The organism is Holophagaceae bacterium, from assembly GCA_016720465.1.
GTDB lineage: Bacteria > Acidobacteriota > Holophagae > Holophagales > Holophagaceae > JANXPB01.
On record JADKKO010000001.1, the window covers coordinates 705434 to 729232 of the forward strand.

The window sequence follows — 23799 nt, forward strand, 5'->3', positions numbered from 1 at the left end:
ATGAAGACCAGCACCGCTCTTAAAATCATCCTCCCCCTCACCGCCGCTGCGGCCCTCACCGCGATGGTGCTCATCCAGCGGGAACCGGGCCGCAGGGAAGCCGCCGCGCCCGCCCAGGGCGCCGCCTCCGGGAACAGTCCGGTGCGCTGCGAAGGCCGCGTGGCCGCCTATCCAGGTTTCGACGTGGTCGTCGGCACGGATCTGGGGGGAACCCTGGAATCCATGGCGGTCCACGAAAAGGATGCCGTGCGGAAAGGCCAGGTGCTCGCGCGCATCGATGACCGCGAACAGCGCGCCTCCCTGGAGGCCGCGGAGGCCCGGTCCGCGAACAGGGCGCCGAAATCGCCTTCCAGGAGCGTGAAGTCGCGCGTCGGCGGCAGCTTTCAGCCAGGGGGCCCTGGACCGGCGCAGCCTCGATGATTCCGAGAACCAGCTCCGCCTCGCCCAGGCCCGCCGGGATGCCGCGAAAGCCTCCATGGACCAGTTCAGGGTCCAGATTTCCAAACGGCAGATCCAGGCACCCATCGACGGCGTGGTGCTGGAGCGCTTCGCCAACGCGGGAGAGACCCTGGCTCCGGGCGCCCGCATCCTGCGCCTCACGAACCTGGGGCGCACACGGATCGAGGCCGAGGTGGACGATCCGATGTGTCGCGCCTGAAAGTCGGCAATGCCGTGGAGGTCCGGGCCGAGGGCACCCCGGAGACCTGGCGCGGAAAAATCGAGGAACTGCCGGATGGCGTCGGTCCCCGGCGCCTCAAGCCCCAGGATGCCGCCCGCCCCACGGATATCCGGATGCTGCTCGTGAAGATTGCCTTGGACGAGGCTGCCCCCCTCAAGCTCGGGCAGAAAGTGGAGCTGCGGATCAGCCAGACGAAGTGATGTCTGGGAGCCCGCAGAACCATCCGGGGCGGACCAGCCCCGACCTTTTTCAACAGGTGATGAATCTCTCCCTTGCCCTCGGCCCACGAGGAAGGCATTCTGCTGGTTCGCCGCCGTCTCTGCTGATCCGTAGCTGGCACGGCGAGCCCGGCCCAGCCACCAGAAAAGCCCTGGTTATCCTAAACCTCACCCATTCGCGGCCCGTAGGCCCCGAGAGCCTTCCCTGGCGCCGGTCTTGATGACAGTTGTTTGATGTTTTCCGATTTTGCCGATCAAGGAGTGACGATGCCCCGAACCACCACGGCCGCTTTCAAGGCCTTCCCCGCCCTCTTCATCGCGTTCGGTCTGGTGGCCCAGGACACTGCGGCAGGCGCCCCGGCCGTCCAGCGCATCACCTTGCAGGATGCGGTCCAGACTGCGCTCAAGAACAACCTCCAGGTCGGCATCGCCGAACAGGTCCGGGATGCGGCCAAAGCCGGCGTCCTCATCAACCAGGGCGCCTTCGACTGGTCCCTCCAGAGCGGCCTCAGCTTCGGCCATACCAAGACGGCGAGGATCAGCGTCCAGCCGTTGGGCGGGACCATCATCACGTCGGACTACGAATTCACGACCACCACCCGGAACATCAATGCCACGGTGACCAAGCCTTTTGAATGGGGAGGAAACCTCTCCATCGCTTTCGGTTCCCAATCCCCGCTGTATTCCTCGACGGATTCGTCCGGCACCAGCACCTCGGTCACTTCCACCGGCCAGGTGAACGGGCCGACGCCGCTCCCCACGACCAATCTGAGCCCCTTCCCCTACAGCAGCAGCCTCTCCGCGACCTACACCCAGAGCCTGCTGCGCAATGCGGCCGCTACGCGTCCAGCGTGAACCCCATCGTGGCCAAGAAAGGCTCCATACAGGCGGACTACGTCTTCCAGCAGTCCATCATCGCCCTCGTGGCCGATACGGAATCCAAGTACTGGGATTTGGTCTTCGCCAAGCGCAACCTGGAAAACAAGCGGCAATCGCTGGCCCTGGCCCAGAAGCAGTTGAACGAGAACCAGATCCGGGTCCAGGTGGGGACCCTGGCCCCATCGAAGTGACCAGCGCCGAGGCTTCCGTCGCCCAGCGCGAGCAGGACATCATCGCCGCCGAGGCGCAGCTTGAGAACGCGAAGGATGCCCTGGCCAGGGCCCTGTTCCCGGATGCGGCCAAATCCGCGAATCTCGACGCCTCGGACGCGCCCAGCATCGAACCCTTCCGGTTCGACGAAAGCACCGCCGAAAAGACCGCGCTGGACAGGCGGCTGGAACTGAAGGTCTCCAAACTGGACCTCGAATCCAAGCAGGCCCTGGAAACCTCCGCCAACAGCAAGCTCAAACCTCAATTGGACCTGAACCTCGGCTATGTGGGCGCTTCCAACGCCCACGACAGTTTCAGCGGCGTGAACACCGATCTGACGGGCTTCAAATACCCCGGTTACAACGTCGGACTGACGTTCTCCATCCCCTTCGCGAACCGCACCGCCAAGGGCGGCCAGTCCCAGGCCCGGGCCAACCGCCGCCAAAGTGAGCTGAGCCTGAGGGACCAGGAGCTCGGAATCGTCCTCCAGGTCCGAACGGCCTACCGCAACCTCGAAGCCGCCGCCAAGGGCGTCGCCGCCGCTGAAAAGACCCGGATCTTCCGCGAGAAGAACCTCGACGCCGAGAAGAAGAAATTCGACAACGGCATGAGCACCAACTTCTTCGTGCTTCAAAGGGCCGATGAGCTGGACACCGCCCGCTCCGCCGAACTCCAGGCGCGAATCACCTACGCGAAGAACGTCACCACGCTTGAGCAGTCGTTGGGCACGTTGCTGGAAGCCCGTAAGCTCGAAGTGAAGTAGTCCCAAGTCTCAAGTCTCAAGTAATACCATCTAGCAATCAATAGTTAATGACCTATATTTATCCCAGCCCTATAAGGAGCCGGGATGAAGAACTTGATCACACCAGACAGAGAAACCATCGATGCGCTTGCTGAGCGTCTGAAGAAAGCCGAGGGCAAACCTGAATTCCAACGGATTCAGTGCATCCTGCTTCGCGCTACGCTCGGGGCATCCGCCAAGGACATCGCCCAGGTGGTGGGCTGGACAACGGGTACAGTCCGCGTGATGCACTCGCATTATGCAAAGGAGGGCGATGCCTTCTTCGAGATCGTCCATCGGGGCGGACGCCATCGGCAGAACATGACAGTGGAAGAAGAGGCCACGTTTCTCGCGCCCTTCTTTGAACAGGCCAAGGTTGGAGGCATTTTGACGGCTTCCGAGATCAAGGCTGCCTACGAGGCCCAATTGGGACGGGAGGTCGCCGAAAGTACTGTCTACCGTCTGCTGGCACGGCATGGCTGGCGGAAGATTGCGCCGCGTCCGAGTCATCCGAAAGCTGACCCGGCGGCGCAGGCCGCCTTTAAAAAAACTCGGCGTGGAAATCGCTGAAGAAACAGCACGCCAAGCCGCGGCCGGGCGCCCTGTCCGTCTCATGTTCCAAGACGAAGGCCGCTTCGGCCGGTTGAGCCGCCCCGCAAAGTGCTGGGCGCCCAGGGGTGTCCGCCCCATCGTGAAAAACCGCCTCGTCCGTGAATACACCTACGCCTTCGCGGCCATCAGCCCGAAGGATGGCGTCATGGACAGCCTGATCCTCCTGCCGTCAACGCCGAAACCATGAGCCTGACACCGCGAACCGTCGCAGACCGCCACCGGATGATTTCATCCTCATGGTACTGACGGGGCCGGGTGGCATAAAGCCGGAGGCCTAGTCGTGCCGCAGAACAGGCGGCTTCATGTCCTTCCGCCCTACAGCCCGGAATTGAACCCGGTCGAACATCTCTGGGACCACCTAAGGGAGAAGCACTTCGCCAACAAGCTGTTCTCATCCATGAAAGCCGTGACTGACCAGCTTTCCTCCTCCCTGAGAAAGGCCGAATTCGACGCGAACATGATCCAAAGCCTCTCCGGATTTGGATATGATGAATTTAACTAATGATCGCTAGTTGGTATAAAACGGCCCCTTTGGGGCCGTTCTCTTATTTTCTTGGGACTTGAGACTTGGGACTTGAGACTTGGGACTTGGGACTTGGGACCCATCGTTAGCTCTCGCTAGCGATAAGCGGGAATGCCAGTCACTTCCTGCCCGATCACCAGTGTGTGCATGTCGTGGGTCCCTTCGTAGGTGTAGACGCTTTCCAGGTTCGCCATGTGGCGCATGACGGGATATTCGTCCAGGATGCCGTTGGCGCCGAGGATCGTGCGGGCCTTGCGGCAGATTTCGAGGGCGGCGTTCACGTTGTTCATCTTGGCCATGCTCACCTGGGCGGGCGTGTACTTCTTGGCGTCTTTCAGCCGCCCCACCTGCAGCGCCAGGAATTGGCCCTTGGTGAGTTCCGTCACCATCCATGCAAGCTTCTCCTGCTGGAGCTGGAAGCTGGCGATGGGCCGGTCGAACTGGATGCGGTGCTTCGCGTAGTCCAGGGCGCACTGGTAGCATGCGTCCGCCGCGCCCAGGGCGCCCCAGGCGATGCCGAACCGCGCCTGGGTCAGGCAGCCGAGCGGGCCCTTCAATCCTTTGACGTGCGGAAGCAGGGATTTTTCTTCCTCCACGATGACGTCCTCCAGCACCAGCTCCGAGGTGGTGGAGGCGCGCAGGGACCATTTGCCCTTCATTTCAGGCGCGCTGAAGCCCGGCGTTCCCTTTTCCACCAGGAAGCCACGGATGCCGTCTTCGGTCTGCGCCCACACCACCGCCACGTCCGCGATGGTGCCGTTGGTGATCCACATCTTGGTGCCGTTGATGCGCCACTTGCCGCCGGGTTCGCGCACGGCCTTGGTCAGCATGCCGCCGGGGTTGGAGCCGAAGTCGGGCTCGGTCAGGCCGAAGCAGCCGATCTTTTCGCCCTTGGCCATCTTGGGCAGCCAGTACTGTTTCTGTTCCTCGCTGCCATAGGCGTAGATGGGCCACATCACGAGGCTGCCCTGGACGGAGGCGAAGGAGCGCAGGCCCGAATCGCCCCGTTCCAGTTCGTACATCAACAATCCGTAGGCAACGCTTGAGAGTCCCGCGCAGCCATATTCCTCGGGCAGCGAGGGGCCGTAGAAACCCAGCTCGCCCATCTTGGGGATGAGATGCTTGGGGAAGGTCTGCGCCTGGGCGTGCTTCTCGATGATGGGCAGCACTTCCCATTCACGAAATCCCGGGCGGTCTCGCGCACCATGCGCTCTTCGTCCGTAAGCAGGCCCTGGAAGCCCATGTAATCCGTCATGTGGGTGAAGGTGGCGTAGGCGCCGGCCATGAAAAACTCCTGTGCCCTGAAGCCTCGGGCTTTGTCCCGCCGGATCGGTGGCGGGGGGTTGGAAATCGGAGCACTGCAGCAGCGCGCTCCCGGGACAGGAACAAGCGTCCAGGCCCAACCTTGGAGTTTAACGCCAAGGGCCAGGATGCCGAAGGCAGAAAGGAGTAGCGGCCGTGGGCAGTGAGCTTTGAGCTTTGAGCTATGAGCTTTGAGCTTTGAGCTTTGAGCTTTGAGCTATGAGCTTTGAGCTTTGAGCTTTGAGCTTTGAGCTTAAAATCGACCGCGCCAAAGGCGCGACCTGAAAAGCTCATGGCTCATGGCTCATAGCTCATACCCTTCTTCACCCCTCGGCCAGCTTGGGCGGGAATGGCATGGAGGCTTCTGCAGGATCCTGGATCAGGGCCTTGGAGGTCGATGCGGGCTTTTCGTAGCAGTGGCGGCAGCGGGCCTCGTAGGCCTCCGAGGCGCCCACCAGGACCTGTCCTCCGCTGCGGATGGTGCGTTGGCTCCGGCTGGCCACGGCCCCGCAGACCACGCAGATGGCCTGGAGCTTGGAGACGAACTCCGCCTTGGCGAGAAGGACCGGCATGATTCCGAAAGGCGCCGCGGCGAAGTCCTGGTCGAGGCCCGCCACGATGACCCGCACGCCGCGGTCCGCGAGTTCCTCCGCCAGGTCCACGGCGCCTTCATCCAGGAACTGGGCCTCGTCCAAGGCCACCACTTCGACCAGGGGGTCGAGCAGGTCGCGGATCTCGCGGGAGTGGCGGATGGGTATGGCATCCATTTTCTGCTGGCTGTGGCTGGCCACCGCCGCCCTGTCATAGCGGTCATCGATGGCCGGCTTGAAGACCTGCACCTTCTGCCGGGCGATCACCGCCCGTTTCACCCGGCGAATCAGTTCCTCGGACTTGCCGCTGAACATGGGACCGCAGATGATCTCGATGGAGCCGTTGCGCTGATGGACGTACATCTAGCTACTTGCCCTTGGCTTGAGGGGTAGCCGCCGGTTTGGCGGGCTCGGAGCCCGTTGTTTCCGCCGCGGGGGCTTGAGCTTTGGGATAGGGCGCGAAAAGCGGATCCGGATATTTGGTAAGGTCCGCGACGGGATTGGAGGCGTCCTGCAGCGGGCGGCCCAATGATTTGGCCAGGGGGATGCCGCCGTCGGCGGGGGAAGCCATGCGCAAGGCCCAGGCCTGGCGTATGCGCGTGACCACGTCCGGCGTATCCCGCAGATCCGCCGGTTGGAGGCTGGCGAGCCCTTGGTTCAAGGAGGTCCGCCCCTTGGGGACGTAGGTGAGCAGCGGGAAGAGCACGAGCGCCGCGACCCAGGGCCAGAAGACCTTCGAGGGGCCTTCGGGCTCATCGGACTTGCCCAGGTCGGGATCATCGGCGGTCCACGGCCTCGAAGGCCGGTTCACATCGGCGCGGATCGGCTCGATGAGGCCCTGCTCAAGCAGGTCGGCGATGGTCTTGCAGGTGTCCAGCTCCTCGTAGCGGCTCACCAACAGGACATCCTGCACACTCTGGGACTGCTCGAAGTAGGTGAGCACGGTTTCCAGCTCGTGGCTCAATCCCGAACTGCCCTGGGTGCTGGTTCCGCTCTGGCCGTCCAGGATCGTGGACAGCTCGCGGTCGATGTCCAGCTTGAGCGCGTTTCCTTTGGCGGTCTTGGCCAGGGGCGTGGAAAGGTCCGGAAGGCGTTTTTGGACCTCGGGCCACTCGTCCTGGATGCGGGCGGCTTCCATGAGCACCGTATCCACGGGGATCGGCGGGAAATGCTCCCGGTCCAGATCCAGGGGCAGCATGGAATCGAAGCGGTAGTCCCCCTCCTTCCAACGGAAGGTGCGGTAGATGATGGCCATGGCCTGGTTGAACAGCGCGTCCTGCAGATCCTGGGCGGTGACCTTGCCGCTCTCCAAGAGCAGCGTGCCCATGAGTTTCAGGGTCTGGCGCTGGAGCTGCACGATCTGCATCAACTCCTCGCCGCTGAGCCTTCCCAGCCGGACCAGCATGGTGCCGACCCGGTCCTCCAGGCGCACCTGGTTCGAGTCGCAGCCAACGATTTCGCCCAGGTCGAAAAACACTTTGACGAATTCCTGGCCCCGGGACAGCACCAGGGTGCCGCTCTTGCCCTGGATCTTGATCATGTTGAACAGGGAGAAAAGATCGAAATCCCGCAGCGAGCCTTCGAGTGCCATGGGGAAAACCTTTCAGCGAAAGACCCTAAGATTTCCTGGGGAGGAGCTTGATCCAGGAACGCAGGAACAGGATAGCCATCAACAGGGCGCCTACCGGGAACCAGACGCTCACGGGGTCCGGCAGGATCTCGCCCGGATAGCGCACGGTCTGGCCCATGGTCAAGGTGAGCCCGAAGGCGAGGCAGAAGAAGAGCAGCTCCAAGAAGCCTTCGCGGGTCTCGCCGATGAAGGCCTGGTCCGCGCCCGGCAGCAGGACGATCAGGGCCCGGTGGATGCGACGCTGGGAGGTCTGGAACTCGGCAACTTCGTCGAGCTTGCGCTTCCGGCTTTCCGCATGCAGGCCGTCTTTCAGGGTGAACAGGTGGTGGCACTTGGAACACACCTGCGGATCGTCGCTGTCGGTGGTCCTGAACGGCTCCCCACAGCGGGTGCATTGGCTCGCATGGGCCTGCTGGATGCTCTGCCTCAGCCTCACCAGGAACAGCGCCACGGCCAGGATGGGCAGAATGAAGTTCAGGGCGACGCCCTTGTCCTTGATGTGCTCTGTCCATTCCGTCGGAATCGGAGAGTTGTAGGCGTCCATCAGGGCCCTGATCCGCACATCCGTGTCGGGCAGCGGGGAGGCGAAGGTGCGCTGGTCCTTCCTGGACTGGTTCACCGCCTCCAGCCGCTCGTAGGCCAGGGCATTCACCTGCCTCGCCTCGTCCTGCTTTCCGATGCCCAGCACGGTGTCCAGGTGCTCGAAAGCCAGCACGCTCTGGTTCACCAGGATTTCGATGCTCCTGGGATTCACCTTGAAGGCGTTGTCGAATTCCTTGGAGGCATCCTCGTGCTTGTTCTGCTGGTACAGGAGACGCCTAGATTGTTGAGCACCTCGGCCTGGTCCGGATGATGGCCCAGAAGGCCGCGGAAGGTGCCCTCGGCGGCGACCCAGTCCTGCCTTTGCAGCTGCTGCCAACCCCTCAGGAATTCGCGGTCCTGCTCCGGAAGGAACCTCAGGACCTGGGCATCCGCCACGCGCACCTGGGGCTGCAATTGGAGCGCCACGATGCTGGGGCGGTTCGTGCGAGGCCTGGGGCTCGAAGACCGCAAGCACCGGATGCACCAACTGGAGCACCAACAGCGCCACGACGGTTTTGACTTCCTTGCTGTTCAGGAATGGCGCGAGCATCCACAACCAGAACATGGCCATGACGCTGGGGTCCAAGCCCGCAACCAGCGGCAGCGTAATGGCGAGCCCGCCCAGCAGGGCCAGCACCAGCGGACTGATGCTGCGGCGGAGATGCCCTTCCTCCCAGAGATGCCGGAACACCTGGCGGTAGCGCATCGTGAGGCAAAGGGTCCACCCCACAGCAGCGTGGCCGCCATGACCCTCAGCCACCCCGCATGGTGGACGATCCAAAGCCACCGGTTGGTGGCGTGGAACATCCGGAGCTGGTTGAGCTTGATCACGTCCGGCAGGCTCCAGATGTAGCCGCGGATGCCCTGCTGCCTCATGAGGGTGATCCGGGTTCCCAGGAGCGATGGATGGCCGGGTCCAGCGCTCCACGGTCTGGATCACCTGCAGCCCCAGGTCAGGATTGCCCTTCTTTCCCAGTCTCTGGCCCAGAGCCCCATCGCATCCACCAGCGGCATCACGTCGATGGTGGCGTAGCCGCGCCTCAGCAACTCCACTTCCTGGACCGCCACCTGGACAGCCTGGGGATCGCCGCTTTCAAAGGCCTTTTGAAGCCGCTTGGCCCGATGGCTCAGCGCAATGGCGGGAATGAGCTCCGGAGCCGGCAGCGCCTGGGCGGGTGGGATCTGCGGAATCCCCAGGCTAGGCGCGCCTGCGATCCCCACAGGGGGCCCGGGATTCGTGGCTGGCGGAGGCGCTGCCCAAAGCGACACCGACATCAGCATGCAACTCAACGCGTTCAGAGTCCGGCTGGATCGCATAGGAGTTCCCTAAGAGCGTGGTTCACTGGGGTTGTCGATGGCGGCTGCGGGTTGTAGATCAAGGATCCGGAGTCGAAGCTGGTACAGCACTTCTCTCAGCTCGCTGGATTCGGCTTCCGTCAGATTACCTTGGACTTTCGATTGGAGAATGTCGATCAGGTCCACATAAAACCTGGCCACGCCCGGGTTCGCCGGCGGCTGATCCCGCATCTCGGGATGGGGCACGCCCATCGCCATGAGAGCCTGTTCGGCCAGCAAATGAACCAATCTGGAAAAGGACGGTTCAGGAACCGATGCCTTCATTTAGGACCCCGGGATTTTCCAGAAGCCTACCACACCCTGGTGCACATAGCCGAATCAGCAGCGGTCCTTTGGATTGTGCTAACCATCACTTGTCCGCACCCTTGCCGCGATGGGAGCATGTACTTATTAGATTCGGGAGGATCCCATGCGCAGCTTTTTTCCTTTGATCCTGACCTCGGCCATTTGCGTGACCCTGGCCGCCGATACGACCGGCGGCATCTCAGGCAAAATCACGACCAAAGGCGGTCAGCCCATTCCCAGCGCAGTCGTGACCCTGAAGCGGCTGGACATCACCTATGTCAAAGAGCTCAAGGCCGATGCCAAGGGCAAATACATCCAGGTGGGCCTGAATCCCGTGGAGTATGACGTCCTGGTCCATGCGGATGGATTCGTGGACACCAGGGACCACTTCAAGATCCCCTTGGGCGAATTGATGAAGAAGGACTTCACCCTTCTCACCCCCGAGGAGGCCAGGGCCGCCGGCCCGGGAACCACAACGACCGCGGTCCCGTTGGACCCTGCCGCCAAGTTGGAGGACGCCGGCTACGCAGCGTTCAATGAAGCCACAAGCCACTACAACGCCAGAGAGTGGAAGCAGGCCGAGCCGTTGTTCGAGAAGGCCTTCAGTTCCTTGACGGAGTCCCTTGAACAGACCAAGGACGAAGCCGCCAAAACGGCCATGCAGGAAAAATTCAAGACCGTCTCCCGGGTCTACGGCCTGGTGCTCTACGAAGTGGGCAAGGAGGATAAATCCGTCGCCAAATTCGATAAGGCGAAGCCGTTGCTCGAACAGGCCTATGAACTGAACAACAAGGATTTGCGCCTCGTCGAAGCGCTGCTGACCATCGCCAAGGAGAAGGGCGATAAGGAGGCCATGGCCAAGTACCAGGATGCCACTGATTTAATCGTTGGCCCCCGTCCGGAGAATGCCTACAACGATGGCGTCGTGGCTTACAACGCCAATCGGTTCAAGGTGGCCAAGGAGTTCATCCTCAAAGCCATCCAGATCGATCCGAAGTTCGCGGACTCCTACTACATGCTGGGCCTCATCGAGACCAACAACAACAGCCTGAGGGCCGCGAAGGAGGCTTTCAAGAAGTGCCTCGAGCTGGCCCCCACCGGCAAACATGCGGGCGAGTGCAAGGAGTTCATCAAGGCGCTTTAGGCCTGGCGGGCCGCGGGCTCTTAGCCTGAGGCCGGAAATCAGTCCTTCAATTCCAGGCTGATGGGGCAATGGTCACTGCCCATCGCATCCGCGTGGATGGAGGCGCCGTTCACCCGCGGCATGAGCGAATCGCTCACCAGGAATAGATCGATCCGCCACCCGACATTCTTGGCCCGCGCGCCGCCCCGGGCGGTCCACCAGGTGTAGAGGCCCGGCACGCCCGGGTTCCGCTCTCGGAGCACGTCCACCATGCCCGCCTTGAGGTAGCCCTTGAATCCCTCCCGCTCTTCGGGCGTGAAGCCCGGGTTCTTCACGTTGTCCTTGGGACGTGCCAGATCGATTTCTTCGGGCGCGACGTTCATGTCGCCGGTAAGGATGATTTTTTCACCCTTCTTGTGCCGGGATTTCAGGATGCCCGCTAGATCGGCCGCGAATTTCTGTTTGAAAGGCAGCCGCACCAAGCCGGCGGAAGCGTTGGGAAAGTAGCCGGCGATGAAGGTCAGTTCCCCCAGCGTGCTGACGATGATGCGCCCTTCGGCGTCCACTTCCGCCAGGCCCAGCCCCTTCGTGTGCTTCCACCCCGAGCCCTTCCGTGTGAGCGTGGCCGAGCCCGCGTAGCCCTTCTTGGCCTGGGAGGGGAACCAGCAGACATCGAAACCGGCCTCCAGCTGCCGACGGACATCCAGGTCGATCTCTTCCCATTCGCAACGGATTTCCTGGAGGCTCAGCACGTCCGGATCGGCTGCCTCCAGCCACTCCATGAAGCCTTTCTTAAGCGCGCTGCGGAAGCCGTTGACATTCCAGCTCATGAATTTCATGGGGACTCCAAACACGGGAATTCAGTTCGCGATGTCTTCATAGGCTGCGGGATCGAAGCCGATGATGGCGCCCCGCGGATGCACCAGGATAGGCCTTTTCAGGAGATTGTTGTCCTGGACCATCAGTGCGATGGCCTCCGCTTTCGAGATCCGCCGGTCCTTGAGTCCCAGCTCCTTGTACTTCGGACTTCTGGTGCCCAGCATGGGCGCGGGATCCTCCGGTAGCAGCGCCTCCAGTTCAGCGGCATTCAGAGGTGTCTTGAAGTAGTCCCGCACCATGGCCTCGATGCCCAGCTCAGCGAGCTTCGCCTTGGCGTTGCGGCAGGTGGTGCAGGAGGATTTCATCCAGAGCACGGCTTTCATAAGGCCTCCACGAAGCGTTCCCAGAGGCGCGTGGATTTGATGCGCCAGTAGGCCATGAGCAGCAGGACCGGGAATCCTTTGAATTTCCCTTGATGCAGCAGGACCACGCGATCGCCCTTGCGTTCGATGAGGTAGCGGGACCACTCCTCGACTCCGGGGAAGGGCCGCTCCTGGTGTTGGATCTCCGCCCTGGCCTCATCCCGCATCAGAAGCTGGGGAAGGGCATGCCGATGGCGGGGATGCCATTCGCCGTAGCGGCCGCCATCCAGCAGCCGTTCCACCACGCGCTCGAAGGGGGCGTCGGTGTCCCTGAGCAATTCGAAGGACCAGACCGGGAGTTTCATCGCGCTCCTCGGCTCAATGCGCCGTCGAAAACGCTGAACCGCGAAACACGCCAAAGGGCGCGAAAGGGGCTGCACCTGATCCTTTTTCGCGTCTTTTCGCGATTTTTGCGGTTCGGCTCTTACGCATCCAAATCCTACTTCACGATGAATCCCGGCTTGGCGTCGGCCGGCGGCGCCACCAGGTATGGCTTGCTGGAATTGTCGCTGGCGGCCAACAGCATCCCATGGCTTTCGATCCCCATGAGCGCGCGGGGGGCCAGGTTCGCCACCACCACCACCATGCGGCCCACCAGTTCTTCGGGGCTGTAGCCCGTGGCGATGCCGCCCAGGATCGTGCGCTGCTCAAAGCCCAGATCCACGGTCATCTTGATGAGCTTCTTGCTCTTGGGCACGGCCTCGGCGGTGAGGATCCGGCCCACGCGCAGATCCGTCTGGGCGAAGGTGTCGTAATCGATGACGGGCCGGAGCTCCGGCACGTCGAGAGGTGTTGCCTCCGCCTCGGCGGGTGCGGCGACGGTTTCTTCCACGGCTTTCATTTCCACTTCCTTGTCGATGCGGTTGAAAAGGGGCGCGATGGTGCCGATGGTCTCCGGCATTTCGATGGCCCAGAATTCGGTCGCATTCAGGCGTCCAGGTTCGCTCACTTCCCCCTTCAGGCCCAATTGTCCCCAAAGGGACTGCGCGATTTCAGGCATGACCGGCGCGATGAGGACCGCGGAGACTGCGAGTGAACGCCATAGGACGCAAAGAGCATAGTCCATCCGCAGCTTCGCATACGAATCGTCGGCTTCGATTTTGGCGATGTTCCAAGGCTGGACATCGACGATGAAGGCATCCCTATCCCGGAGCGCCGACCAAAGGAGATCCAGCGCTCCATGAAAGTCGTTGGCGGCCGCATGGGCGCGGAATTTCGCCGGAATGGCCATCCAATCAGCATGCAAGGAAAAGTGGGGTTCCAAGGTGGCTTGCCAGTCCTCCCCTGCATCGACTGGCATCTCCTCGCGGAGCATCTCCGGCCCCAGCCTGCGGAGATCGGCGAGGCTCCCGCCTCGATATTTCTGAATCATGCTCAATGTCCGGGAAGAAAGATTTCCCAGGCCATTGGCCAAATCCGCATTGAGCCGGTCCATGAACCCTCGAAGGAAAAACCGCGGTCGTGGCCGATCTGCATGTCGCGCAAGAAGTAGAAGCGCAAGGCATCGTTGCCGAATTTCAGCAGGGTGTCGGGCCGCACCACATTGCCCTTGCTCTTGCTCATTTTGTCCTCGCCCATGAGCCACCAGCCGTGGGCGAGGATCGTCTTCGGCAGTTCGAGGCCCATGGCCATGAGGAAGGCCGGCCAATAGACCGCATGAAAGCGCAGGATGTCCTTGCCGACGAGCTGCAGGTCCGGCGGCCAGGCGCCATCCGGCGCGCCGGTGAGGTAGTTCAGCAGCGCGTCGAACCAAACGTAGACCACGTGCTTCCCGTCGCCTGGCACGGGAATGCCCCATTGGATGCTGGTGCGGCTGATGCTCAGGTCCTGCAATCCGCCTTCCACGAAGCGCTTCACCTCGTTGAAGCGGAAATCCGGCTGCACGAATTCCGGATGCGCCGCGAAGTATTCCAGCAGGGGCTTTTCATACTTTGACAGTTTGAAGTTGTAGGTCTCCTCCTCCAGCTCCACCAGCTGGTGGGCGAGCCCCTGGGCCTGCAGCTCCTTGGCCTGCATTTCTGTGACAAAGGCCTCGTCGCTGACGGAATAAAGCCCTTTGTAGGTGGACTTGTAGATGTCTCCGCTATCGAGCAGCTGCTGAAAGCGTTCCTGCACGACCTTGCGGTGGTCAGCGTCAGTGGTGCGGATGAAGCGGAAGTGCGTCATGTCCATGCGCTTCCAGAGCTCGGTGTAGTTGGCGACCACTTCATCCGCCAGAGCCTTGGGGGTGATACCACGGGCCGCCGCGGCCTTTTCCACCTTCTGGCCGTGCTCGTCGGTGCCCGTGAGGAAGGCCACGTCTTCGCCCATCATCCGGTGGAACCGGGCGATGACATCCGCCAGCACCGTCGTGTAGGTGTGGCCGATGTGGGGAATGTCATTGACGTAGTAGATGGGCGTGGTGAGGTAGAAGGGCTTGGACACTGAATGACTCCGGAACTTCCAGTCTACCGGGAGCGGTGGGCGGTGGGCTGTGGGCTTGTACGTTGGCATCAACCCCTGAACTTGGCTTTGCTGAAGTCCCAGGGGCCTGGGGGGCGTGGGCCTGCTCTGAGCTTGGGTTGAGGCCCGTCTGATAGATATTGCCACGTCCCCCAATCTGCTGAACCTCCGCCGAACAGCCATCATGGTCGAGAACCGAGTCGCAAGCATGTGCGCGAATGGGGTCCAGCAAGGCCTGAAGGGGAAAAGGAGGCTTTCATGCCTGACGTTCACAACCCCACTCGCTGGCTTGGCGTGGATGTCGCCAAAGCCACTTTCCACGCGGCTTTGGCCCGCGCCGATCTGGACGCCCGGCCTCCCACTAGGGAGTTCGCGCGCTCTCCGGACGGCGCCCGCGAGTGCCTGGCGTGGGCCGCGAGCTTGGCACCCGGCACACCACTGGCCGCGGTGATGGAGGCGACAGGGGGCTACTCCGAACCCCTCGCGGCCTGGCTGCGCGGCCTGCGCCCGGAGCTTCCCGTCGCCATCGTGAATCCGCGCTGGGTCAAGCACTATGGCCTGAGCCTCGGTGTGCGCGACAAAACCGATCGCGTGGACGCCATCGTGCTGGCAACCTTTGGGCAGGAGCGCCATCCATCTGCGCACGTTCCCATGTCCGAGACCTACTCCGTTCTCCACGCGATGGTCCGTGAGCGCGAAGCGCTCCTGAAAGCCGCTCTGGCCACGGAGAACCGGGACGAACTGCCAAGCAGATCTGCGGTAGCCCAGGAAGTCCGGGGAGCCATCATTCGCGAGATGAAGGCTGGGATCCAGCGCCTCGACGCGGCGATCTTGGCCCACATCAAGGCGGACGAAAACCTCCATGCGGACTACCGGATCCTCGTGAGCATCGCGGGCATCGGCCCGGTGGTCGCATCGGGCATCATGGGCGAACTCGGCGATCTCCGAAGGTTCGAGGACGCACGCAAACTCAGCTCCTTCGTAGGGCTCGCGCCCAAACACCGCCGCAGCGGAACCTCGGTGAACGCGCCGCCCAGGATGTCCAAGCAAGGAAATCCAAGAATCCGGCGCCTGCTCTACATGAGCGCCCTGACCGTGATCCGCGGGGACAATGACCTGGCCGTCATCTACCGGAGCGACATCACGCGGGGCAAACCTCCGAAAGTGGCCCTCGTCGGAATCATGCGCAGGCTCATGGTGCTGATGCGTGCCCTCCTCGTTGAGAATCGCCCCTTCGAACGCCACCACACCAAGGCCTGGCCCGAAGAAGTTCAAGCAGATTGAGGTTGAGATCCTGCCATTCCTTTCACAGCGGAGCCCATCCCAGCCCGCGGGCGGCGCGGTCAAAGCGAAGCGGGAGCGCAAAGGCCGTGACGCGGCCTTTGACTCAGGCGCAAGCCTGCCTCCGCGCACCGCGGCATGCGCCTTTGCGTCCTTGACCGCGCCGGCCGCGGGCGGACACTCGACCGCAGAAAGGAGTGGCTGCCCCTTGACAGGGAACACACCATCTATCAGCTATCAGCTATCAGCTATCAGCTATCAGCTATCAGCAAATTCGATGCGCCCTCGGCGCGCCACTAATATCGTCGCGGACTCCGGCCACATCCGAATGAAGCTCATAGCTCATGGCTCATGGCTCATAGCTCAAGGCTCACAGCTGACGGCTCATTCCTCGACCACCGTCACCTTGAGGATGCGGTCGTCGGCGCGGATGGCCTGCACCACAGCGATGTCGGCGGGTCCGACGGCCTTGCCGAATACGGTGTGGACACCATCCAGGTGGCTGGGATTGCCGCCATTGACGATGAAGAACTGGCTGCCGCCGGTGTCCTTGCCCGCATGGGCCATGGAGAGCGCGCCCAGCACATGCTTGTTCGGGTTTCCGGCCGTTTCGCACTTGATCTTGTAGCCAGGGCCGCCGGTGCCTGGAATCCCCCCGGCGCCCTCGCGGGTGTTCGGGCAGCCGCCCTGGATGACGAAGTTCGGGATGACGCGATGGAAGGCCAGGCCGTCATAGAAGCCGGCGGTGATCAGCTTCTTGAAATTCGCCACGGTGCCCGGGGCATCCTGGTCGAACAGTTCGATGTTGATGTCGCCTTTGGCGGTCTGCATCAGCACACGGCTCATGGTCACTCCTTTAAGCAATCTCCCAGCATAAGCCGTTGCGGGGAAAAAACTCGTTCGTTTTGATTCTGGGCCGGCATAAGGCGCCGTAACGCACTGGCCAGAAAAACGCTGGCCACTACGTAACGGCGCCTAAGATGGATGGCGGAGGCAGGCATCATGAATTCAAGGTGGGCATCCCTTCTGGTTCTTCCCGCCCTCGGGTCCCCGGCCCCGCCACCGGACGCGCCGCGCGCGAACAAGGTCGAACTTGGCGGAACCTCCTACCAGTTCCAACCGCTCAAATTGATCCTTTCCACACCCAGCGTCCAGATGAAAGGGAAGCGGATGTTCCGCCTTTCGGGGCGCCTGGTCCCTGCCGCCGGCGAGGCTGTGGCCATGGAACTCACCGCCTCGGAGACAGGTTCGATCTACCTTCTCAAGCTGACCCGCCCGCGCGGGAGCGGGCAGGACGTCTGGGCCGCCACCCTGAAGACCAAAGTGCAAGTGCAGGAACTCCAGGCCAAGGCCGGAGGCGCGCTCCGCCTGGAGCTGTCCGGCCCTTTGGCCGCGACCCTTGAAAAGGGCGGAGGCTTCACCCATTGGAACGGCGGAATCCTGGCCCGCTTCAATGGGGTTTCTGAGTGAGAACTTTTAAGCCACACTGGAGGCTGGAGATCGAACATGAAGCAAGCCCAACGATCGGCATTCGTGGCAGGAATCGCGCTATTGGCAGCGCTCGGATGCAACCGTCCCAAGGCGATCCATTCAGTGGCCAAAACCGCCCCGGTGAGCGTTCCGGGCGGGACACTCACCCTGGCCTTCACCCGGAAGGTCCTAGGGCCGTTGGAATTCAGCCTCGACGGCGTCCGCATCCCCGTCAAACAGAGCTCCAAGGGCGGGAAAACGCTGCTGGTCACGGGCATCTCGGAGGGCCGCCACCGCTACTTCCTGGAAAGCAACCGCGATGCCTTCGGCCCAGACCAGGGCGAACTCGAAATGGGCGCCTCGCAGGGCGTCTATTATGTGGTGTTCGCCCAGCGCTTCGAGGCGGTCCTCTACGGCAAGAACGCGCCGGCGCCCCCCGCGGAAGGCCTTCCTGGGGTAAGCGCCATCTTGAAATGACCATCCTGGCCCAAACACGCCTCCACCAGCGCGTGCTGAGCGGCCATGGAACCTTGATGGGGCAGTGCCTGGAAGCCGGCCTTCCCGTGGCCTCGAGCTGCTCGGGGCGGGGTGCCTGCGGGAAATGCGCGGTCACGGTGCTGGAGGGCATGGAAGCCCTTTCCCGGCCCGGCACGCATGAGCTGCTGGTGCTGACCCGGAATGCCTACCCCGACTGCGTGAGGCTCAGCTGCCAATGCCGTGTGCTGAACCGCTCCGCGAAAGTCCTTATCACCACGGGCTATTGGTGAGGCGCCGGGCCTGGATCGCGGGACTGGCCATGGCGGCCGCCACCGGTTGGGCGGGCTTCACGGCCTACAAAACCAGGGCAGTGGCGGCGGAACTGGTGGATCCCCCTTTCTACCGTCCGCAACCGATTCCGGTTGTGGATCAGACCTATGCGGAACTGGCCAAAGGGGAAAGTTCCGACCCCGGCGGAACCTGGAGCTCCGAACAGGTGGACGGGCTCCAGCTTTGGACCCTGCGAAGGGCCCAGCCGGCCAAAGGCATCGTCTTGCTGCTCCATGGCTTCGGCGATGACCGTTGGGGAACCAGCCCGGCGCTCAAGTGGTTCCCCGGACTGGATGCGGCGATCTTCACCTACCGCCGCCGGGACGACGCCCTGCGAACCGGCGGCCCTGTTCCGCCGGTGACCTTCGGCGCCCGGGAATCCGAAGAGGTGGTCCGATTGGTCCGACACTTGGAGGTCCGAGGTTGGCGCAGGAACCAGATCCTGCTCATGGGCCGCAGCCTGGGGGCTTCGGTGGGGCTCCTGGCCTTGGTCCGACTGGAGTCCGATAGCCGGGGCCCCCTGGCCGGCATCATCTGGGAGGGGGCCCCGGCCAGCTCCCGCAGCTTCGGCGAAGCGCTGGTCCGGGGGCCGGCAAACCGGCTCTGGCACCCCTTCGTGGCGCCCCTGGCGGGGAAATTCGGCAGCGCCCTCGCCGCCAGACGCGGGGGCTACGAGGTTCGTGAAACCGATGTGCTGGAACGCATGGGAGGCCGCACCTACCTCACCCCAGCTCTGTGTTTCCTGGCCACCGAGGACCGCCTGGCCTCGCCCCAGGCCCAACGGAAAATGGCGGACCGCTTCAACACGGTCCGCCTGCTGGAAATCCCCACCTGGCACCTCAACTGTTCGGCAGTGCTGGGTCCGCACTATGCGAAGGCCATCCAGGCTTTCACCGAGGATGTGCTGAAGGGAGAGGGTTCAGAGCATTAGCTCCCGTTCCGTGGGAAACAACACGGCCGCAAGGCCGATAAAAAAGGGCCTCGAAAGAGGCCCTTCGGCAACTTGGAAACGCCGTCTACTGGTCGTTCATGATCTTGCTGACGAGCTTGGGCGACATGCTCTTGATGATGGGTTCGAAGACCTGATTCACCATGCTCTGGTCGTACTGGATCTCGCTGCCGGTGCCCGCGACCTTCACGCCCACGTTGCTGACTTTGCTGTCATCCCCCACGGCGCCGATGATCTCGCCGGTCTCCACGTCGATGACGCGGGCGTCCAGGCGGCCGGAGAATTCAGCCTTGCCGACGTTCACGCTGCCGGCCACGGCGCCGGCGGTCGCATCGCCGGTGAGTCTGGCGACCCCAAGGCCAGTGAGCCACCCGGTCTTGAATCCGCTTTTCTTGAAGGCGAAGCGGGTGATCTTGCCGGTGATCATGTATTTCACGCCGAGGAGTTTGCCCATCTTGACGGCGGTCTCAGGGTCCACTTCGCCGCTCTGGCCGAAGGCCTGTTCGCCGCGGATCTTTTCCAGCGCCGCGCGGTCGATCAAGCGGATCTTGCCCGATCCGGCCTCGGAGAGCTCGGTGACGAAGAGATCCTGGATGACGCTGGCCATGCGGGATTCGCTGTTGTGGTTGTCGCCATACCAGGACCAACCCTCGTAGGCGTTCTTGGCCACGGGGAATTCAAGGATGGCCACGCGCGGCCGCTTCGATTTTTCAACCTGGGCGTTGAGGGCCTGTCCAGGCAATGCGAATCCCAGCAGGACGGCTGAGGCGATGAAGAAGTTGCGGAAACGCATGATGGAGCTCCTTTCAATGGATGGTTACTTGGAATCGTCGTCGATGAGCTTGCTGCGCAGTTCTTTGCCGAGCTTGAAATACACGACGCGCTTGGGCGGTACTTTAATGCTGTCGCCGCTGCGGGGGTTCCTGCCGATGCGGGCCTTGCGGTCCCGCAGCCGGAAGCTGCCGAAGCCCCGCAATTCCACACCATCCCCGGTGCGCAGGGCGCCGACGATGCTATCCAGGAAAACATTGACCAGCAGGTCAGCGTCTTTCTTTCCCAGGTCCAGTCGCTCCATCAGGTGCTTGGACAGATCAGCTTTCGTGAGGGTTTCCATCGGATCCATGGGATCTCCAGGTTTACTTTGGGGGTGACACCCATCATCACCGAGTCTCGGCTTGGGTCAAGTACCCCTGTTCTCAAAAAAAAAGGGGGACGAGGCCCCTTTAGGTTAAAAACCGCGCGGTTTCAGTTCAAGATCCAATCCAGCAGGAAGCGCGGGCCCTCTCCAGAAGCCCCCTGGGAGCGGAAATCCCGCTCCTTGGTCGACCACCCGCCGCTCAGGTCCACATGGGCCCAGGAGGGGTGGTCCACGAATTCCGAGAGGAACAGCCCCGCGGTGATGGAGCCGCCCCACCGGATGCCGGTGATGTTCTTGATGTCCGCCAGGGAGCTGCGGAGCAGTTCCCGGTATTCCTCCACCAGGGGAAGCTGCCAGAGGTGCTCGCCCGTGGCATTGCCGCCGTCCAGCAGGCGCTCCACCAGTTTCTGGTCGGTGCCCATGACCGCGTTGACCCCGTCGCCCATGGCGATGAGGGCGGCGCCGGTCAGTGTCGCCAAATCCACGATGTGGTCAGGCTTCATCTCCGAGGCCCAATGCAGCAGGTCAGCGAGCACCAGCCGGCCCTCCGCGTCGGTGTTGAGGACTTCGATGGTCTTGCCCTTGCGGCTGCGGAGCACATCGCCGGGCTTGTAGGCGCTGCCGCCGGTCATGTTCTCCACCAGGCCCATGAGTCCCGTCACCTTCACCGGAACTTCGAGCTGGGCGCAGGCCACCAGGGTGGCCAGGACGATGGCCGCGCCGGTCATGTCGTCCTTCATGGTCTCCATGCTCGAGGCATCCTTGATGGACAGGCCGCCGGAATCGAAGCAGACGCCCTTGCCCACGAGCACGATGTGCTTCTTGGGTTTTCCTTCGGGGTGTAGTCCAGCTTCACCACCCTCGGCGGACGGGCCGAGCCCTTGCCGACGCCGAGCACACAGTTGAAATTGCCTTTTTCCAGCGCTGGGACATCCAGCACCTCGCAGTGGAGCTTATGGTGCTTGGCGAGTTTGACCGCTTCGGCGGCGAAGCTTTCGGGGTACATCTCTGCGGCGGGCGTGTTGGCCATGTCGCGGACGCGGTGGCAGGCCTCGACGCCGGCCTCGATCTGGGACTGGCGGCGGCGCGCCTTGCGGGTGTCGTCGCCGTTCGTGAAGATCTCGACGCTCTTGAACCGCTTAGCTTCGGCCTTGTCGCCCTTGAACGCCACCTGGTCGTAGTCCGCGAGCAGGATGCCCTCCAGCACCGACTCCTGCACCTCGTCGTGGCCCAGCGCCGAGGTGGCCGGCGCCACCACGCCGACGGAGGCCCAGTGCTTCTTGACGGCATGGCGGCCCGCGGTTCCGACCGCTTTGCGGATTTTGTTGAGGGTTAGGGCTTCTTCTTCGCCCAGACCGACCAAAAGCATCCAACGGCTGTCCTTCACGCCATTGGGGTGGTGGAGGGGCACCATCTCCATGAAATCCGCCTTGAAATCCCCTTCGTCCATCACCTGGCGCACCACCTTGCTGATGGCCAAAGGCAGGCGGTGGCGCTCGCGGCCCGAGAACACTGGAACGATGAGCACATCGCCGGAGAAATCCTTTCCGGGCTGGGAGCTGATTTCAATCGTGGGCATGGGGCCTCCTGGGACCTTCGAGGCTATCCTCAACTTTCATCTCCAGAAAGTGATTTTTTTTGCCATTAACCAGGCAATCGCCCTCAAGGAGGAATAATTCCCGCGGTCGGCCGGGGACCGGCCCGAGGGGCTGCAACGATCCGGCCAGGGTCGCGGCGGCCAGCAAGCGTGGCTCCAGGACCTTTTTAAGGTGGGCCAGGTTGACGCAGGGCAAGATGGAGCATGGCCCTCGCCGAGCGTCTCAGCCCCACCCACAGGCAGCCCATGGCCCTGCCCCGGCCCTGGCCCGGCTGCGCCCAGGGCCTGCTGCGGCGCGGGGCATCCTGGCTCCATGGCGAGGGCTGGGGCGGCGACCTGCTCGGCCTGCCCGCCGGCCCGCGACTGGAAAGCCGGTGGAATGGGCATGATTGGATCACCACCCTGGACGGCCGCCCGGAGAAAGGCCGCCCCTTCGACCTCCTGGAGCAGGCCGCGGAGGCTGGCCATCCATGGATCGGAGCGCTTTCCTACGAACTGGCTTGCTGGGAAGCGGGGCTCCCGCACCAGGTTCCCTCCCTGGGAGCCTTGGGGCAAGCCTGGCAAGGCCTGAGCCATGCGCTTCATGTCGATGGCGGAACCGCCGAAATCTGGCGCTGGGGAGACCCGCCCGTGGCGGATATCCAAGGCTTTCTGGCCGAAGCTGAAGTCCCGGCCCGGCCCCAGCTCGGCGCCCTCAAGCCCAGGTGGAGCCAATCCACCCACCGGGAAGCGGTGGAAACCATCCGCGCGCGGATCCTCGACGGCGGATTCTATGTGGCGAATTTGTGCGTGCCCTTCGACGCCGCCTGGACCGGCGACAGGGCGGCCCTGGCGCTTTCCTGTTTTCAGCGCGCCGAGCCTCCCCGTGGAGCCTTCCTGCCCTTGGGTCAAGATGGCCTGGCTCTGCTCTGTCTCAGCATGGAGCGGGTGCTCGGCAAGTCCGGCTCCACCCTCGTCTCGGAGCCCATCAAGGGCAGCGTTTCCCGCACTGGCGATGCCGCAGCGGACGAAGCCGCGGGCAGATCTCTGCTCACGGATCCGAAGGAACAAGCCGAACACACCATGATCGTGGATCTAGTGCGCAACGACCTTGGCCGGGTCGCGGAAGCGGGCTCCGTGCGGGTCCCGGAGCTCATGGCCCTGCGCGCCTATCCCACCGTGCAACACCTTGTGAGCCGTGTGGAGGCCGAGGCCAGGCCCAATGCAGGGCTCGCGGAAATTCTCCGCGCCATGCTGCCCGGCGGCAGCGTCACGGGTGCTCCGAAACATGCGGTCTGCACCCATATCGCCGGTGTTGAGGCCGCCCCCCGAGGATTTTATTGCGGTGCCCTGGGCTGGATCCGCGGAGGCGAATTCGACTTGGCCCTGCCCATCCGGACCGCGCAGCTTGTTGACGACCATCTGATCTACTGGGCTGGCGGCGGCATCACCCTGCGCAGCGACGCCGCCAAAGAGTGGCGGGAATTGCACCTGAAGACGCAAGTGATGAGGCAGCCCTAAGCCACCAGATTTGAGCCATGCTCATGGCTCAAAGCTCATAGCTCCGTATTTACGCCGCCGAAGCTTCCTTGATGATCTCCTCGAAGCGCTCGAAGAGGTGCGCCCTCGGCCCCTTGGGAACCTTTTTCAGGATCATGCCCGCCTGTTCGGGCGTCCGCCCGCCCTTCTTCTGGTTGCAGGCCAGGCAGCAGGCCACGAGATTCTGCCAGGTGGTCTGGCCGCCCTGGCAGACCGGAACCACATGGTCCACGGTGGTGGCCTTGTGGGAGCAGCCCTGGTACATGCAGGTGTGGTGGTCCCGCTTCATGACGCGCCGCTCCAGGCGCCCCATGAGCAGCTTGGACTCCGAACAGGCCGACGCATGGGGGAAAATCACCAGCATGAAGGGGCTCCGGAATTCCAGGTTCCGCTCGAAGGTGGCCGGCAGAAGCACGAAGGCCCTGCCCCCGGCCACGGCCCGGATGGCCTTGCGGCGGGTCATCTCCTGCATCGGGACATAGTTCTGGTCCACGGCGATCACGTCGCCCGCCCATGAACGTTCCCTGCGGATGGACATCTTGATTTCCAGAATGAATGAAGCAATTAAGTCATTCTGGGACCATTT

General features: G+C 62.9%; 32 protein-coding genes and 1 pseudogene. 16 read left to right on the plus strand and 17 right to left on the minus strand.

What is annotated here, in order from left to right; translation table 11 throughout:
• The 9 genes from IPQ13_03105 to IPQ13_03145 all read left to right on the plus strand — a co-directional run bounded on the left by IPQ13_03105 (nucleotide 1) and on the right by IPQ13_03145 (nucleotide 3881).
• The gene (locus tag IPQ13_03105; GenBank protein ID MBL0209893.1) at nucleotides 1-420 is read left to right on the plus strand and encodes a biotin/lipoyl-binding protein; all 420 of its coding nucleotides are present in this window, start codon (nucleotides 1-3) and stop codon (nucleotides 418-420) included.
• Nucleotides 398-658 carry an HlyD family efflux transporter periplasmic adaptor subunit gene (locus tag IPQ13_03110; protein MBL0209894.1) on the plus strand — a complete coding sequence of 87 codons (261 nt, stop codon included), beginning with the start codon at nucleotides 398-400 and terminating at the stop codon, nucleotides 656-658. Before IPQ13_03105 ends, IPQ13_03110 begins: the two co-directional genes overlap by 23 nt.
• Entirely contained in the window at nucleotides 646-879 is a 234-nt protein-coding gene (locus tag IPQ13_03115) for a hypothetical protein (protein ID MBL0209895.1), read from the plus strand. The genes IPQ13_03110 and IPQ13_03115 overlap by 13 nt, the downstream gene beginning before the upstream one ends.
• A 285-nt stretch (nucleotides 880-1164) precedes the next feature.
• Nucleotides 1165-1752, plus strand: coding sequence for a hypothetical protein (locus IPQ13_03120; GenBank protein ID MBL0209896.1), 588 nt, complete (start codon nucleotides 1165-1167; stop codon nucleotides 1750-1752).
• On the plus strand, nucleotides 1749-1967 hold the full coding sequence (locus IPQ13_03125; protein MBL0209897.1) for a TolC family protein: 219 nt from the start codon (nucleotides 1749-1751) through the stop codon (nucleotides 1965-1967). The genes IPQ13_03120 and IPQ13_03125 overlap by 4 nt, the downstream gene beginning before the upstream one ends.
• Complete coding sequence (locus tag IPQ13_03130; GenBank protein MBL0209898.1) at nucleotides 1964-2749, plus strand: TolC family protein; 786 nt, start codon at nucleotides 1964-1966, stop codon at nucleotides 2747-2749. The genes IPQ13_03125 and IPQ13_03130 overlap by 4 nt, the downstream gene beginning before the upstream one ends.
• A gap of 84 nt (nucleotides 2750-2833) precedes the next feature.
• Nucleotides 2834-3337, plus strand: a complete 504-nt coding sequence (locus IPQ13_03135; protein MBL0209899.1) for a winged helix-turn-helix domain-containing protein — start codon at nucleotides 2834-2836, stop codon at nucleotides 3335-3337.
• Nucleotides 3338-3380: 43 nt separating this feature from the next.
• Nucleotides 3381-3566 carry a hypothetical protein gene (locus IPQ13_03140; protein ID MBL0209900.1) on the plus strand — a complete coding sequence of 62 codons (186 nt, stop codon included), beginning with the start codon at nucleotides 3381-3383 and terminating at the stop codon, nucleotides 3564-3566.
• A gap of 93 nt (nucleotides 3567-3659) precedes the next feature.
• A complete protein-coding gene (locus tag IPQ13_03145; protein ID MBL0209901.1) occupies nucleotides 3660-3881 on the plus strand; it encodes a transposase in 222 nt (73 codons plus the stop codon).
• Nucleotides 3882-3997: 116 nt separating this feature from the next.
• Here the strand turns inward: IPQ13_03145 and IPQ13_03150 are convergent.
• From IPQ13_03150 to IPQ13_03175, 6 genes and pseudogenes are all read right to left on the minus strand, one after another.
• A pseudogene (locus IPQ13_03150) lies at nucleotides 3998-5157 on the minus strand (acyl-CoA dehydrogenase family protein).
• Between the two features lie 370 nt (nucleotides 5158-5527).
• On the minus strand, nucleotides 5528-6157 hold the full coding sequence (locus IPQ13_03155; GenBank protein MBL0209902.1) for a thymidine kinase: 630 nt from the start codon (nucleotides 6155-6157) through the stop codon (nucleotides 5528-5530).
• Nucleotides 6158-6161: 4 nt separating this feature from the next.
• The gene (locus tag IPQ13_03160) at nucleotides 6162-7385 is read right to left on the minus strand and encodes a DUF4388 domain-containing protein (GenBank protein MBL0209903.1); all 1224 of its coding nucleotides are present in this window, start codon (nucleotides 7383-7385) and stop codon (nucleotides 6162-6164) included.
• A gap of 25 nt (nucleotides 7386-7410) precedes the next feature.
• Nucleotides 7411-8766, minus strand: a complete 1356-nt coding sequence (locus IPQ13_03165; protein ID MBL0209904.1) for a hypothetical protein — start codon at nucleotides 8764-8766, stop codon at nucleotides 7411-7413.
• Between the two features lie 176 nt (nucleotides 8767-8942).
• Nucleotides 8943-9281, minus strand: coding sequence for a hypothetical protein (locus IPQ13_03170; protein MBL0209905.1), 339 nt, complete (start codon nucleotides 9279-9281; stop codon nucleotides 8943-8945).
• Between the two features lie 51 nt (nucleotides 9282-9332).
• Nucleotides 9333-9626 carry a DUF1844 domain-containing protein gene (locus IPQ13_03175; GenBank protein MBL0209906.1) on the minus strand — a complete coding sequence of 98 codons (294 nt, stop codon included), beginning with the start codon at nucleotides 9624-9626 and terminating at the stop codon, nucleotides 9333-9335.
• 145 nt (nucleotides 9627-9771) lie between these two features.
• On the opposite strand from IPQ13_03175, the gene IPQ13_03180 reads away from it, so the two are divergent.
• Nucleotides 9772-10791 carry a carboxypeptidase regulatory-like domain-containing protein gene (locus IPQ13_03180; protein ID MBL0209907.1) on the plus strand — a complete coding sequence of 340 codons (1020 nt, stop codon included), beginning with the start codon at nucleotides 9772-9774 and terminating at the stop codon, nucleotides 10789-10791.
• 38 nt (nucleotides 10792-10829) lie between these two features.
• Here the strand turns inward: IPQ13_03180 and xth are convergent, their stop codons facing one another.
• From xth to IPQ13_03205, 5 genes are all read right to left on the minus strand, one after another.
• Nucleotides 10830-11609: an exodeoxyribonuclease III gene (gene xth, locus IPQ13_03185; protein MBL0209908.1), complete on the minus strand. Its 780-nt coding sequence runs from the start codon at nucleotides 11607-11609 to the stop codon at nucleotides 10830-10832.
• Between the two features lie 21 nt (nucleotides 11610-11630).
• Nucleotides 11631-11972, minus strand: coding sequence for an arsenate reductase (locus tag IPQ13_03190; protein MBL0209909.1), 342 nt, complete (start codon nucleotides 11970-11972; stop codon nucleotides 11631-11633).
• Nucleotides 11969-12316, minus strand: a complete 348-nt coding sequence (locus tag IPQ13_03195; GenBank protein ID MBL0209910.1) for a hypothetical protein — start codon at nucleotides 12314-12316, stop codon at nucleotides 11969-11971. The genes IPQ13_03190 and IPQ13_03195 overlap by 4 nt, the downstream gene beginning before the upstream one ends.
• Before the next feature lie 134 nt (nucleotides 12317-12450).
• A complete protein-coding gene (gene metG / locus IPQ13_03200) occupies nucleotides 12451-13383 on the minus strand; it encodes a methionine--tRNA ligase subunit beta (protein ID MBL0209911.1) in 933 nt (310 codons plus the stop codon).
• A gap of 2 nt (nucleotides 13384-13385) precedes the next feature.
• On the minus strand, nucleotides 13386-14435 hold the full coding sequence (locus IPQ13_03205; GenBank protein ID MBL0209912.1) for a methionine--tRNA ligase: 1050 nt from the start codon (nucleotides 14433-14435) through the stop codon (nucleotides 13386-13388).
• 276 nt (nucleotides 14436-14711) lie between these two features.
• Here IPQ13_03205 and IPQ13_03210 point away from each other — a divergent pair, with 276 nt between their 5' ends.
• Complete coding sequence (locus IPQ13_03210) at nucleotides 14712-15737, plus strand: IS110 family transposase (protein ID MBL0209913.1); 1026 nt, start codon at nucleotides 14712-14714, stop codon at nucleotides 15735-15737.
• 381 nt (nucleotides 15738-16118) lie between these two features.
• On the opposite strand, the gene IPQ13_03215 is transcribed toward IPQ13_03210, so the two are convergent.
• Nucleotides 16119-16580, minus strand: coding sequence for a peptidylprolyl isomerase (locus tag IPQ13_03215; GenBank protein MBL0209914.1), 462 nt, complete (start codon nucleotides 16578-16580; stop codon nucleotides 16119-16121).
• Between the two features lie 156 nt (nucleotides 16581-16736).
• Between IPQ13_03215 and IPQ13_03220 the strand changes: the two genes are divergently transcribed.
• Genes IPQ13_03220 through IPQ13_03235 form a run of 4 tightly spaced genes read left to right on the plus strand, consistent with a single transcriptional unit; the run spans nucleotide 16737 to nucleotide 18942 of the window.
• Entirely contained in the window at nucleotides 16737-17204 is a 468-nt protein-coding gene (locus IPQ13_03220; protein MBL0209915.1) for a hypothetical protein, read from the plus strand.
• A gap of 36 nt (nucleotides 17205-17240) precedes the next feature.
• Entirely contained in the window at nucleotides 17241-17681 is a 441-nt protein-coding gene (locus tag IPQ13_03225; GenBank protein MBL0209916.1) for a hypothetical protein, read from the plus strand.
• Nucleotides 17678-17971, plus strand: a complete 294-nt coding sequence (locus tag IPQ13_03230) for a (2Fe-2S)-binding protein (GenBank protein ID MBL0209917.1) — start codon at nucleotides 17678-17680, stop codon at nucleotides 17969-17971. Before IPQ13_03225 ends, IPQ13_03230 begins: the two co-directional genes overlap by 4 nt.
• On the plus strand, nucleotides 17968-18942 hold the full coding sequence (locus IPQ13_03235; protein MBL0209918.1) for a hypothetical protein: 975 nt from the start codon (nucleotides 17968-17970) through the stop codon (nucleotides 18940-18942). Before IPQ13_03230 ends, IPQ13_03235 begins: the two co-directional genes overlap by 4 nt.
• Nucleotides 18943-19027: 85 nt before the next feature.
• Here the strand turns inward: IPQ13_03235 and IPQ13_03240 are convergent, their stop codons facing one another.
• The 4 genes from IPQ13_03240 to IPQ13_03255 all read right to left on the minus strand — a co-directional run bounded on the left by IPQ13_03240 (nucleotide 19028) and on the right by IPQ13_03255 (nucleotide 21677).
• Nucleotides 19028-19753: a hypothetical protein gene (locus tag IPQ13_03240; GenBank protein MBL0209919.1), complete on the minus strand. Its 726-nt coding sequence runs from the start codon at nucleotides 19751-19753 to the stop codon at nucleotides 19028-19030.
• A gap of 24 nt (nucleotides 19754-19777) precedes the next feature.
• On the minus strand, nucleotides 19778-20083 hold the full coding sequence (locus IPQ13_03245) for an integration host factor subunit beta (GenBank protein ID MBL0209920.1): 306 nt from the start codon (nucleotides 20081-20083) through the stop codon (nucleotides 19778-19780).
• 122 nt (nucleotides 20084-20205) lie between these two features.
• The gene (locus IPQ13_03250; protein MBL0209921.1) at nucleotides 20206-20910 is read right to left on the minus strand and encodes a hypothetical protein; all 705 of its coding nucleotides are present in this window, start codon (nucleotides 20908-20910) and stop codon (nucleotides 20206-20208) included.
• Nucleotides 20835-21677, minus strand: a complete 843-nt coding sequence (locus tag IPQ13_03255; GenBank protein MBL0209922.1) for a hypothetical protein — start codon at nucleotides 21675-21677, stop codon at nucleotides 20835-20837. Before IPQ13_03255 ends, IPQ13_03250 begins: the two co-directional genes overlap by 76 nt.
• 222 nt (nucleotides 21678-21899) lie before the next feature.
• Between IPQ13_03255 and IPQ13_03260 the strand changes: the two genes are divergently transcribed.
• Nucleotides 21900-23195 (plus strand): anthranilate synthase component I family protein, encoded by a 1296-nt coding sequence (locus IPQ13_03260; protein MBL0209923.1) that lies wholly within the window; start codon nucleotides 21900-21902, stop codon nucleotides 23193-23195.
• A gap of 49 nt (nucleotides 23196-23244) precedes the next feature.
• On the opposite strand, the gene IPQ13_03265 is transcribed toward IPQ13_03260, so the two are convergent.
• On the minus strand, nucleotides 23245-23751 hold the full coding sequence (locus tag IPQ13_03265; protein ID MBL0209924.1) for an HNH endonuclease: 507 nt from the start codon (nucleotides 23749-23751) through the stop codon (nucleotides 23245-23247).
• Between the last annotated feature and the right edge of the window lie 48 nt (nucleotides 23752-23799).

Coding starts and splice junctions, on each gene's coding strand:
- IPQ13_03180 (MBL0209907.1), top strand. CDS start 9,772: ATGCGCAGCTTTTTTCCTTTGATCCTGACCTCGGCCATTTGCGTGACC.
- IPQ13_03155 (MBL0209902.1), bottom strand. CDS start 6,157: ATGTACGTCCATCAGCGCAACGGCTCCATCGAGATCATCTGCGGTCCC.
- IPQ13_03210 (MBL0209913.1), top strand. CDS start 14,712: ATGCCTGACGTTCACAACCCCACTCGCTGGCTTGGCGTGGATGTCGCC.
- IPQ13_03170 (MBL0209905.1), bottom strand. CDS start 9,281: ATGTCGGTGTCGCTTTGGGCAGCGCCTCCGCCAGCCACGAATCCCGGG.
- IPQ13_03255 (MBL0209922.1), bottom strand. CDS start 21,677: ATGCCCACGATTGAAATCAGCTCCCAGCCCGGAAAGGATTTCTCCGGC.
- metG (MBL0209911.1), bottom strand. CDS start 13,383: ATGATTCAGAAATATCGAGGCGGGAGCCTCGCCGATCTCCGCAGGCTG.
- IPQ13_03245 (MBL0209920.1), bottom strand. CDS start 20,083: ATGGATCCGATGGAAACCCTCACGAAAGCTGATCTGTCCAAGCACCTG.
- IPQ13_03225 (MBL0209916.1), top strand. CDS start 17,241: ATGAAGCAAGCCCAACGATCGGCATTCGTGGCAGGAATCGCGCTATTG.
- IPQ13_03240 (MBL0209919.1), bottom strand. CDS start 19,753: ATGCGTTTCCGCAACTTCTTCATCGCCTCAGCCGTCCTGCTGGGATTC.
- IPQ13_03175 (MBL0209906.1), bottom strand. CDS start 9,626: ATGAAGGCATCGGTTCCTGAACCGTCCTTTTCCAGATTGGTTCATTTG.
- IPQ13_03215 (MBL0209914.1), bottom strand. CDS start 16,580: ATGAGCCGTGTGCTGATGCAGACCGCCAAAGGCGACATCAACATCGAA.
- IPQ13_03140 (MBL0209900.1), top strand. CDS start 3,381: ATGTTCCAAGACGAAGGCCGCTTCGGCCGGTTGAGCCGCCCCGCAAAG.
- IPQ13_03265 (MBL0209924.1), bottom strand. CDS start 23,751: ATGTCCATCCGCAGGGAACGTTCATGGGCGGGCGACGTGATCGCCGTG.
- IPQ13_03230 (MBL0209917.1), top strand. CDS start 17,678: ATGACCATCCTGGCCCAAACACGCCTCCACCAGCGCGTGCTGAGCGGC.
- IPQ13_03135 (MBL0209899.1), top strand. CDS start 2,834: ATGAAGAACTTGATCACACCAGACAGAGAAACCATCGATGCGCTTGCT.
- IPQ13_03160 (MBL0209903.1), bottom strand. CDS start 7,385: ATGGCACTCGAAGGCTCGCTGCGGGATTTCGATCTTTTCTCCCTGTTC.
- IPQ13_03190 (MBL0209909.1), bottom strand. CDS start 11,972: ATGAAAGCCGTGCTCTGGATGAAATCCTCCTGCACCACCTGCCGCAAC.
- IPQ13_03260 (MBL0209923.1), top strand. CDS start 21,900: ATGGCCCTCGCCGAGCGTCTCAGCCCCACCCACAGGCAGCCCATGGCC.
- IPQ13_03220 (MBL0209915.1), top strand. CDS start 16,737: ATGAATTCAAGGTGGGCATCCCTTCTGGTTCTTCCCGCCCTCGGGTCC.
- IPQ13_03195 (MBL0209910.1), bottom strand. CDS start 12,316: ATGAAACTCCCGGTCTGGTCCTTCGAATTGCTCAGGGACACCGACGCC.
- IPQ13_03120 (MBL0209896.1), top strand. CDS start 1,165: ATGCCCCGAACCACCACGGCCGCTTTCAAGGCCTTCCCCGCCCTCTTC.
- xth (MBL0209908.1), bottom strand. CDS start 11,609: ATGAAATTCATGAGCTGGAATGTCAACGGCTTCCGCAGCGCGCTTAAG.
- IPQ13_03105 (MBL0209893.1), top strand. CDS start 1: ATGAAGACCAGCACCGCTCTTAAAATCATCCTCCCCCTCACCGCCGCT.